We start from the raw sequence: 10,183 nt of genomic DNA, 5'->3' as shown, positions 1-10,183 counted from the left end.
CGTAGGTGACGGGCAAGCCACTGGCGGCGGCTAGCCGTTCGGCATGCGCGCTCTTGCCGGAGCGCGCGCCGCCGAGAATGAAGGTGAGATCGGGCGAAGTCATCGCATGATTGTAACGGCGGGCGCTACCATAGCGGCTTCCCAGGGCACTTCGAGCACGCAATCTCACATGCAATTTTCACCGCGCGGCACCTTGATGATCCAGGGCACGACTTCCGATGCCGGCAAGAGCACGCTGGTCGCGGGGCTTTGCCGGCTCGCGCGGCGCGGCGGCGTGAAGGTTGCACCGTTCAAGCCGCAAAACATGGCGTTGAACAGCGCGGTAACGGTGGACGGCGGCGAGATCGGGCGCGCGCAGGCGTTGCAGGCGATTGCGGCCGGCGTCGACGCGGAGATCGATTTCAACCCGGTGTTGCTCAAGCCGACTAGCGATCGCGGGGCGCAGGTCATCATCCACGGCCACGCGCATGCACATCTCGATGCCCGTGCGTATCACGCTTATAAACCCGTCGCCTTCGATGCCGTGCTTGCCTCATACGCGCGGCTTCAGCAACGGTTCGACGCGATCATCGTCGAAGGGGCGGGAAGTCCCGCCGAGGTGAATTTGCGCGATCGCGACATCGCGAATATGGGCTTTGCGGAGCGGGTGGATTGCCCGGTGGTGCTGGTTGCCGATATCGATCGTGGCGGCGTGTTTGCGCACTTTATCGGGACGCTCGCGTGTTTATCGGAGACGGAGAGGGCGCGCATTCGCGGTTTCGTGATCAACCGGTTTCGGGGTGACCTTGGCTTGTTGCAACCGGGCCTCGACTGGCTGCAAGCGCAGACTGGCAAGCCGGTGCTGGGCGTGGTGCCGTATTTACACGGCTTGACGCTCGATGCCGAAGACATGCTGCCGAGCCAGCTCCACACCCGTGGCGGCGATGGCGATGTGCTGAAAGTCATCGTGCCCGCGTTGCCGCGTATCAGCAACCACACTGATTTCGACGCATTGCGCGCGCACGGGCAGGTGGACTTTTCTTACGTGCGCGCGGGAGTGGCGCCGCCGCCGGCCGATCTGATCGTGTTGCCCGGTTCGAAGAGTGTGCAACGTGATCTGGCATGGCTGCGAGAGAACGGCTGGGACCACGCCATCGACCGGCATCTCCGATACGGCGGCAAAGTGCTTGGCATCTGTGGCGGCATGCAGATGTTGGGCCGCACCGTCGATGACCCCGATGGATTCGAGGGCCCCGTGGGTTGTGTAAGCGGGCTTGGATTGCTGGATCTGGAGACCACGCTGACGCCTGACAAGCTGCTGGAGAACGTGACAGGACGGCTCACCGTGGGCGGCGCGAGCGCGCCAGTACGCGGCTACGAGATTCACATGGGACGCACGGTTGGCGCGGCGCTCGACAGGCCGGCGGTCATGTTGGAGGGTGGGCGTGCGGACGGTGCGGTATCGGAGGATGGCCAGATCGCCGCAACGTATCTGCATGGCATCTTCGACACCCCGCAGGCGTGTGTGGCGCTGCTTGAATGGGCGGGCTTGCGTGATGCGAAGGCGGTCGATTATCCGGCGCTACGCGAGGCGTCGCTCGATCGCCTGGCCGATACGCTCGCGGCGTCGATAGACCTGGGCGCGTTGGGGCCGATGTTCGCGTGACTTAAGCGGCGTGCGTTGCAATTAGCTGTCGCCGGACGCATCGCTAGCCGACCGGAAGCCCTTGAGAAATGAGCCGCGCGCCAACCTGGGCGCATGAGCTAAAAATCGGCTGAAAAGGCCAAATCCGATAATATCAAGGGCTCGAACGTTTCATTTTCTGCCGTCGGAGCAAAACGGCAGCAAAAACGGCGACGAGCGAAGGCCCCGCAAAGCCCGCGTTGGCCACGCGTCAAGCCACTGCATGCATGAGAAAAGGAAAATTAGATGACCGTGATCGTGGTGGCGAATCCAAAGGGCGGCGTAGGTAAAAGCACGCTGGCGACGAATCTGGCCGGCTACTTTGCGGCAAACGGCGAATGGGTCGCGCTCGCGGACCTCGACAAGCAGCAGTCGGCGCACAGCTGGCTCGACCTCCGGCCGGACACCTTGCCGAGGATCGAAGAATGGAAGATGAACGTCGACGCACCGTCGAAGCCGCCAAAAGGGTTGGAAAAAGCGGTCGTCGATACGCCCGCCGGAATCCACGGCAATCGCCTCGCGCTGGCGCTCGATCTGGCGGACAAGGTGATCGTGCCGCTCCAGCCGTCCATGTTCGATATTCTCGCCACGCAGGAATTCCTGATCCGCTTGCAAAAGGAAAAGGCGGTGCGCAAGGGTACGATCGAGGTCGGCGTGGTCGGCATGCGTGTGGACGCCCGGACCAAATCGGCGGACCAGCTACATCGGTTTGTGGAAGGGCTTGACCTGCCGGTCCTCGGATTTCTCCGCGATACCCAGAACTACGTGCAAGCTGCGGCGCACGGCCTGACGCTGTGGGATGTCGCAAAGAGCCGGGTGGAAAAGGATCTGGAGCAATGGGGGCCGATCGTTGAATGGGTATCGAAGAAGTAGGCTCGCCGGATGTGAAAACGCCCGTTGGCCCTATCAGGAAGCCAACCGGCGTCTTTTTCTCAATACCCACTCCGTAAGTGCTGGCCTTACGTCCAGTTCTGCGTAGGCACGTGGTCGCGGTTACCCTTGATCCGGTTCTTTTCATCGACGAAAACGAGGTCCGGCTTCCAGCCCGCCTTCACCTCGGCTTCGTCGACCAGCGCGAAGGCCGCGATGATCACCAGATCGCCAAGTTGCGCCCGGCGCGCCGCCGAGCCGTTCAGCGAAATCATGCCGCTGCCGCGCTCGCCCTTGATGGCGTAAGTGGTCAGGCGCTCACCGTTGTTCACGTTCCAGATATCGATCTGTTCGTTTTCCATCAGGTTGGCGGCTTCGAGCAAGTCTTCGTCGATGGCGCATGAGCCTTCGTAGTGCAATTCGCAATGCGTGACGGTTGCGCGGTGAATCTTCGATTTCAAAAGGGTTCGCTGCATGTTGGCTTAATTCGCTCAGATTTCCAGGTTATCGATAAGACGCGTCGTGCCGATCTTCGCCGCGGCCAGCACGACGAGGGGTGCGGCGGTGTCGGCGGCGTTGGCCGAATTCGGCGGCAAGAGGTCAACACGTTTTCTCACCGCGACGTAATCCGGCTGCCAGCCGCGTCGCGCGAGCGATTCGACAGCGTCCTTTTCAATCGATGCAAAGTCGCGGTTTCCCGCCAGGACGGCGTCGCGCACGCGATTCAGGGTCTTCGCCAACTCAGGCGCCTCGGCGCGCTCGGCCACCTGCAAGAACCGATTGCGCGAGCTGAGCGCGAGGCCGTCGGTATCGCGCACGGTTTCAGCGGCGATGATTTCGGTCGGCAAAGCGAACTGGTGGCACATCTGCCGCACGATCATCAGTTGCTGATAATCCTTCTTCCCAAACACCGCGACGCGGGGCTGCACGCACGACATCAGCTTCATCACCACCGTGCATACGCCCTGGAAAAAGCCGGGACGGAACTCGCCTTCCAGGATGTCGCCCAGATTGGTCGGCGGGTGCACGCGATATTGCTGCGGCTCCGGATAGAGATCGGCTTCAGTCGGCGCAAACAGCACATAGACGTTTTCGGACTGCAGCTTCTCGATATCTTCCTGCATCGTGCGCGGGTATCTATCGAAGTCTTCGTTCGGCCCGAACTGCAACCGATTCACAAAAATGCTCGCGACCACGGGATCGCCGTGCTGGCGCGCAAGCCGCATCAGCGATAAATGACCTTCGTGCAAATTGCCCATGGTGGGCACGAAAGCGGTCCGGTTCTGGCCGCGCATCTGGTCGCGCAGTTCATGGATCGAGCTGATGACTTTCATCTGGCGAGGGTCTCCGTGCGGGCAGCGTCGAAAGCGCCGCTCCAGGGGAAAAAGAAAATAGGATAGGGCGCTCAGGCCGGTGAATACGCAAGTCTCACGTAGATGGGCGCGTACGGCTCGGCCTGGGTAATTTCGATCAGCGATTCACGTGACAACTCGAGCATCGCGATGAAATTCACGACCACGACGGGTACGCCACGCGTCGCGTCGAAGAGATCGGAGAATTCCATGAAGCGCGTGTTCTGCAGCCGTCGCAGGATCATGCTCATGTGTTCCCGCACCGACAATTCCTCGCGCGAGATCTTGTGATGCTGGACGAGTCGCGCGCGCTTGACGATATCGGCCCAGGCGGCGCGCAGATCGACTACGTCGACGTCCGGGAAGCGTTGTGTGGAACTTTGCTCGACATACACTTCCGCACGCAAGAAGTCGCGTCCAAGTTGCGGAATCTGGTCCAGCCGCAGAGCCGCGAGCTTCATCTGCTCGTATTCCAGCAAGCGGCGCACGAGTTCGGCCCGCGGATCTTCGGCGTCCTCGCCGGTATCGGCTTTCTTCACCGGCAGCAGCATGCGCGACTTGATCTCGATCAGCATGGCGGCCATCAGCAGGTACTCCCCGGCGAGTTCCAGATTGGATTCGCGGATCTGATCGACGTAACCCAGATACTGGCGCGTCACGTCGGCCATCGGGATGTCGAGGACGTTGAAGTTCTGCTTGCGGATCAGGTACAGCAAGAGGTCGAGCGGACCTTCGAACGCCTCTAGAAAAATCTCGAGCGCGTCTGGCGGGATATACAGGTCAGTGGGCAGCTTCCACAGCGGCTCGCCGTACAAATGAGCGAACGCGACGCCGTCGACGGTGTTCGGCGTGGAGTCGGTCGCAGGCGCGGCGAGCGCTGCCGCGGCGCGCGCCTCGCTACCTGAACGATTCGACCGATCCGATGCCGGACGCGCCTCGCGGGCAGCACTCACGTTCAGAAGTTCTGGTAATAGACGTAGGGCGTTTGCTCGACCCGCGACTGCTTGTTCTCCGAACTTTCGTCGAGGTCGATCGGTTGCTTGTCCCACAGCAGCGCGCGGCCACGACGCTGTTCTGCTTCGAGCGACGGCTTGTTTTCTTTCATCTGATTGATGAACTGGGTGATATCCGACTGGTACATGATTCGACTTCCGGTGGGCTTCAGAGCGATTCAGAAACGGGATTCAGAAACGGGATTTAAAACGTATTTCAAAAACGGGCGCGGCGCAGGCTGGGAAGTGACTCGAAGGAGACGCCGCCAGCAAACACCGGAATTTTACCGCAAGCGAGGCACAGCGGAACGATAACGGGCTCGAAAGCCTGCGGCATGTCCATACGGTCTATCGGAAAGGCCGGAATTGCGCCCATAAGCGAGCCATTGCGCACACAAACGTACACGCAATTGCGCACTACTATCGCCAAACGCAATCCACAGATCTTTTTTGAACGAGCGCCGATTACTGCCGTCCAACGCGCTATTCAGGCGATTTCATCTTTTCGTCTGTTATTCAACAGGCCGGTTTCGTCAAGACCTCGGTAGTGCAGAGGCGGTGGCCGGGTTATTTCGGGACAGCCTTCGGCGCCAATGTGGTGAAATAGCGCCTGCTTCTGGTCGAGCGCGGTGAATTGCCCGAGGTCGCGCCAGTTAATCATCCTTGCAAATTCAACGCAGTTTTTATCGCCGGAGGTCACGTTTGGCGGGGCGCCCGTTTGATCCGCTGCGCTTCAGGCGCGGGCAAGCCGACGTGCGGCGCGACCAGGCGCCGCCGATAACGTCGTCGACGGCACCGTCACGTGGATGGCCAATGGCGCGGCGTATCTTCTGGACGCTGCGCGTTCTGGCGTTGTGCGCCGCCGCCCAGCCGGCCCACGCGAAGTACGACGTCGATATCGACGCGCCGCGCAGCGTCCGGTCACTTTTGAAAGACCATCTCGATTTGTCACGTTTCAAGAAGCGTGACGATATCAGCGACGAGCAATTTGACTTCCTGGTGACGGCCACGCCGCAGGAAGTGCGCGACCTGGTCGCAACGGACGGCTATTTCTCGCCGGTCGTGCGCACCGACGTCAAACACGAGGGCGATAAGAAGTCCGTCACGATCAGCGTCGATCCGGGTCCGCAGACCACGGTGGCTTCGGTATCCCTTGAGTTCAAGGGCGCGATTACGACGGAAGATCGCGCACAGGAAAAGACCGCGCGCGCTGCGTTCTCGATCAAGGAAGGCGAACCGTTCTCGCAAGCAGCTTGGAACGACGCGAAGAACGCGTCGCTGAAAGTGTTGCAGGCACATCGTTATCTCGGCGCGAAGATCTCGCAGTCGAAGGCGCGCGTGAATCCGCGCACGCATATCGTCGATTTGTCGGTGACCTTTGATAGCGGGCCAACCTTCACCTTCGGCGCCCTGGATATCAGCGGCGTGAGGCGTTATCCAGAGCAGATTATTCGCAACGTCGATCCGATTCATCCCGGCGATATCTACGACGTCTCGCGCATCATCGAATTGCAGCGGCAGTTGCAGAACACGCCGTATTACGCGTCGGTTGCGATCGACGCCGACAACGACGTCACCAAGCCGGACGAGACGCCAGTCCACCTGAAGGTCAGTGAATATCCGTACAACGGCGTGCGTTACGGTGTGGGTTACGCAACGGATACCGGCCCGCATATCCAGGGTTCGTACAGTTACCTCGATACCTTCGGCAAGGCTTATCCGTTCACGGTCACCGGGCGCGTCGACCAGACGCAGCAATATGGCCAGGTGTCGCTCGCGATGCCGCCGGGCGAGCGCGGCTGGATTAACAGCGTCCTGGCCTCCTACACCAACACCAACTTCTCCGACACGCGTATCTACAGCGCGCGCGGAGGCGTGCAGCGGCAGAAAACGTCGCAGAATATCGACACGACGTATTCCATCCTGTACTACGACGACCGGTTGACGCAGAACGCGGCCGGCCCGACTACCAGCCGTGCGCTCGTGCCGGCGTGGCAATGGGTGCGGCGCGACGTTGACGATCCCTTGTTTCCGCGTTCCGGCAACCTGATTCGCGCCGAGGCGGGTTTCGCGATCAAGGGTGTGCTCGCTGACCAGACTTTCGGCCGGATCTACACGAACTTCCTTCAATATGTGCCGCTCGGCAAGCACGATCTCTTCGTGTTTCGCGCGGAGCTGGGCGGTGTGTTCACGTCGGGCGGGTCGAGCGGCGTGCCGGCGTCGCTGCTTTTCAGGGCGGGCGGATCGAATTCGGTTCGAGGGTATGGCTATCAGAGCATCGGCAATAACGTCGACGGTTCCGTGTTGCCGACGAAGTACCTGGTCACCGGCAGCTCGGAATATCAACACTGGTTCACGCATGATTGGGGCGCGGCGGTGTTCTTCGACATCGGCACTGCCACCGATACCTGGCACGAGCGCGTATTCGAACCGGGTGCGGGCTTTGGAGCGCGCTGGCGCAGTCCGGTCGGGCCGGTGAATGTGGATATCGGCTATGGCTTCAAGAATCACGACATCCGCCCGTATCTGACGCTCGGGATCGCGTTTTGACCTTACTTTTTTCAGACGGCCAAGCATGACGGATCACGACGGCCAATCTCAACCAGACTCTTCCGAGGATCGGCAGAGCGACGCGCCTGCGCCCCCGCCTGGGCGCAGCGGCTGGCGCCACCTGGCGAAATGGCTGGGCGGGATCGTGCTGGCGCTCGTGCTGTGCTTGTTGCTCGGCGTGGCGATGATCCTGTACGCCGTCCAGAGCGAGCGCGGAACGCAGTACGTGTGGCGGGCGGCAACGTCCCTGCTGGGCGGCCGGTTGAGCGGCACGCTCGATGGCGGCGCCATCGCGACCGGGCTCCAGTTGCGCCACGTGCGCTGGAGGAGTCTCGATGGCAAGGGCACGGATGTCGCCATCGATAGCGTCTCGGGCCGCTGGGAACTGACGCGCGCGCCGTTGCGATTCACTATCGATTATTTGCATGTCGGGACGGTCGATGCACGGATCCCGCCGTCGCCGAAAGATGAAACACCGATGCAGTTGCCGCAGGACCTGCGCCTGCCGATCCAGCTCGCGATCCGCGACGTGACGCTGGCAAAACTGCGTCTCCACGAGGGCGCGACCACCACTGAATTCACGCGCCTCGCGTTGCATGGACGCAGCGACGGCCGTCATCACGAGGCGAGCGTCGAGCGCCTGGATACGCCGTTTGGCGCGGTCACCGCAACCGTGAAGCTCGATGGCGGCGCGCGGCCGTTTCCACTTGACGGCGATGCCGGTTATTCGGGCAAGGTCAATGACGAGGCGGTGCAGGTCGCCGCGCATCTGACGGGGTCGCTTGAGAACCTGATCGCCGATGTCGATGCCAGCGGCATGAAGCTGACCGGCCACGCGCACGTGGAGGCGATGCCCTTTGGCGCCGTGCCGCTCAAGCGCGCGCTCGTCACCGTCGACCACGTCAATCCGCAGGCGTTCAGCCCGAGCGCACCGTTCGCGGATCTCGCCGTGCGCGCAGAACTGAAGCCCGATCCGGCTACGCCGAAGACGCTGGTCGTAACAGGCCCGGTCTCGATCGTGAACGCGAAGCCCGGTTCCGTCGACAAAAAGCTGCTGCCGCTAATCGATGCCCACGCGAACGTGAAACTCGATGCATCGGCGCAGATTATCTCCGGGCTGAACGTTCGGCTGTTGAAGGACATGACCATCACGGGCGGCGGATCGCTTGCCGGCAGCAAAGGGCAATTCGACCTGAAGGTCGCGAAACTCGATCTGAACGCAATCGAATCGACCCTGCGTCCGACGCAGTTCAATGGCCCGATCGGCGTCACGCTCGTCGGCGATACACAAGCCATCACGCTCGATCTGGACGACAAGCAAGCGGCGTTGCGCCTGCAAGGCAAGGTCACGCTGGACGCAAAGCGGACCGCTTTTGACAACGTGAAAGTGAGCGCGGGGAAGGGCCGTATCGAATTGAGCGGGACGCTCAAAAAGGACTCGAATTCGAGCTACGACCTGAAGGCGAAGCTTATCGACTTCGATCCGCTGCTGTTTTCGCAACAGATCATCGCATCGAAGCCGGATGCGAAAGCGGCCAATGTGGCCAAAGGCAAGCCGCCCGCCGCGTCCCGCACGATCGTCGCGCGCGTGAACGGCACGCTGGCCGCGACCGGCGTACTCGCGCCGACGCTCACTACCAAGGCGCAATTCAAGCTCGGCGAAAGCGTCTACGACAACGTGCCGCTCACCGGCGCAGGGACGGTCCAGGTCGCGGGAACGCGGATCTTGCCGAGTACGGCTAACCTTGCCATCGCTGGAAACGAGATCGACCTGAATGGCAGTTTCGGCGCGCCGGGCGACCGGTTGCGCTTTCGTATCGATGCCCCGCAACTGGAACGTCTCGGATTCGGGCTGGCGGGCCTGGTCAAGGCAAACGGCGATATCACCGGCTCGTTCGCGCACCCGAACCTCGCGGCCGACTATCAGGCCGACGGCGTAGTCTTCGGCGAGAACAAAGTGGGCCATGCGCAAGGGCATGCCGAGGCCCGCGACGGCGCGAACGGCGCGCTCGTCTTCACCCTGCAAGCAAGCGATGTCAGCACGTCAGGCGTCGATCTCGCGAGCCTCAACGCCAACCTGAACGGCACGCGCGCCAACCACACGCTCGACGCGACGGCCGTGGGCAAGGTGCGCGGCGAGGCGGTCAACGTGACGCTTGCTGCGAACGGACGCTTGACCGATGCCCGCGACGGCGAGCACTGGGACGGGACTGTGACGCGCTTATCGAACAAGGGCATGCCGGATCTCAACCTCGAAGCGCCGGTGACCGTGAGCTACGCGCCGAACCATGTGGTGCTCGGTGCAACGCGTTTTTCAGCGGAGGGCGCCCAGCTCGACCTGAAATCGTTCGCGTTCGACAACGGGCGCATCAGTTCGGCCGGACAACTGACGAATGTCTCAGCCGTCCGGTTGCAGCAAATTCGCCGCGAACTGACGGGCGTCGAACCCGTCGTCGAGACCGATCTCATCTTCGATGGCGACTGGAATTTCGCCCTCGGTTCGACCGCAACCGGCTACGTGCAAGTGAAGCGCCGGACCGGCGACATTTCCATCGACGCCGCGCGTGGCGTCGCGGCGCTCGGCATCACGGACATGATCGCGCGCGCGGAATTTACGGGCGGCAACCAGCTCAACGCGACGCTGCATGCGGCTGCGACCCGGATTGGCGCGATCGATGCCAATGTCCACACGCCCCTTGCGATGCGCGACGGCGTGCTGACGGTCACCGACGAAGCGCCGCTGAACGGTTCCATCG

Annotated in this window: 10 protein-coding genes; 4 read left to right on the top strand and 6 right to left on the bottom strand. The window is 61.9% G+C overall.

Annotated features, from left to right (window positions below):
- Nucleotides 1–103: bifunctional adenosylcobinamide kinase/adenosylcobinamide-phosphate guanylyltransferase (locus WCA53_RS20135; RefSeq protein ID WP_423914743.1), on the bottom strand; the 103-nt coding region annotated here is incomplete at its 3' end.
- A 66-nt stretch (nucleotides 104–169) separates the two neighbouring features.
- Between WCA53_RS20135 and WCA53_RS20130 the strand changes: the two genes are divergently transcribed.
- Together WCA53_RS20130 and WCA53_RS20125 are read left to right on the top strand one after the other, a co-directional pair.
- A complete protein-coding gene (locus tag WCA53_RS20130) occupies nucleotides 170–1,645 on the top strand; it encodes a cobyric acid synthase (protein WP_423914738.1) in 1,476 nt (491 codons plus the stop codon).
- Between the two features lie 264 nt (nucleotides 1,646–1,909).
- The gene (locus tag WCA53_RS20125; RefSeq protein WP_423914735.1) at nucleotides 1,910–2,536 is read left to right on the top strand and encodes a ParA family protein; all 627 of its coding nucleotides are present in this window, start codon (nucleotides 1,910–1,912) and stop codon (nucleotides 2,534–2,536) included.
- 86 nt (nucleotides 2,537–2,622) lie between these two features.
- On the opposite strand, the gene panD is transcribed toward WCA53_RS20125, so the two are convergent.
- The 5 genes from panD to WCA53_RS20100 all read right to left on the bottom strand — a co-directional run bounded on the left by panD (nucleotide 2,623) and on the right by WCA53_RS20100 (nucleotide 5,577).
- Nucleotides 2,623–3,009, bottom strand: coding sequence for an aspartate 1-decarboxylase (gene panD, locus WCA53_RS20120; protein ID WP_423914732.1), 387 nt, complete (start codon nucleotides 3,007–3,009; stop codon nucleotides 2,623–2,625).
- A gap of 15 nt (nucleotides 3,010–3,024) precedes the next feature.
- The gene (gene panC / locus WCA53_RS20115; protein WP_423914727.1) at nucleotides 3,025–3,867 is read right to left on the bottom strand and encodes a pantoate--beta-alanine ligase; all 843 of its coding nucleotides are present in this window, start codon (nucleotides 3,865–3,867) and stop codon (nucleotides 3,025–3,027) included.
- Between the two features lie 71 nt (nucleotides 3,868–3,938).
- Nucleotides 3,939–4,838: a segregation and condensation protein A gene (locus tag WCA53_RS20110; RefSeq protein WP_423914723.1), complete on the bottom strand. Its 900-nt coding sequence runs from the start codon at nucleotides 4,836–4,838 to the stop codon at nucleotides 3,939–3,941.
- A gap of 2 nt (nucleotides 4,839–4,840) precedes the next feature.
- Nucleotides 4,841–5,029 carry a DUF3460 family protein gene (locus tag WCA53_RS20105; protein ID WP_423914741.1) on the bottom strand — a complete coding sequence of 63 codons (189 nt, stop codon included), beginning with the start codon at nucleotides 5,027–5,029 and terminating at the stop codon, nucleotides 4,841–4,843.
- A gap of 335 nt (nucleotides 5,030–5,364) precedes the next feature.
- A complete protein-coding gene (locus tag WCA53_RS20100; protein ID WP_423914720.1) occupies nucleotides 5,365–5,577 on the bottom strand; it encodes a hypothetical protein in 213 nt (70 codons plus the stop codon).
- 113 nt (nucleotides 5,578–5,690) lie between these two features.
- Between WCA53_RS20100 and WCA53_RS20095 the strand changes: the two genes are divergently transcribed.
- Together WCA53_RS20095 and WCA53_RS20090 are read left to right on the top strand one after the other, a co-directional pair.
- On the top strand, nucleotides 5,691–7,427 hold the full coding sequence (locus tag WCA53_RS20095) for an autotransporter assembly complex protein TamA (RefSeq protein ID WP_423914717.1): 1,737 nt from the start codon (nucleotides 5,691–5,693) through the stop codon (nucleotides 7,425–7,427).
- Nucleotides 7,428–7,452: 25 nt separating this feature from the next.
- Nucleotides 7,453–10,183 (top strand): translocation/assembly module TamB domain-containing protein (locus WCA53_RS20090; protein ID WP_423914712.1); only part of this gene is annotated, 2,731 nt, incomplete at its 3' end.

It is taken from the genome of Caballeronia sp. (assembly GCF_049581465.1).
GTDB lineage: Bacteria > Pseudomonadota > Gammaproteobacteria > Burkholderiales > Burkholderiaceae > Caballeronia.
Note: the sequence above shows the minus strand (reverse complement) of the source record. Positions and strands in the feature narration are given on the sequence as shown.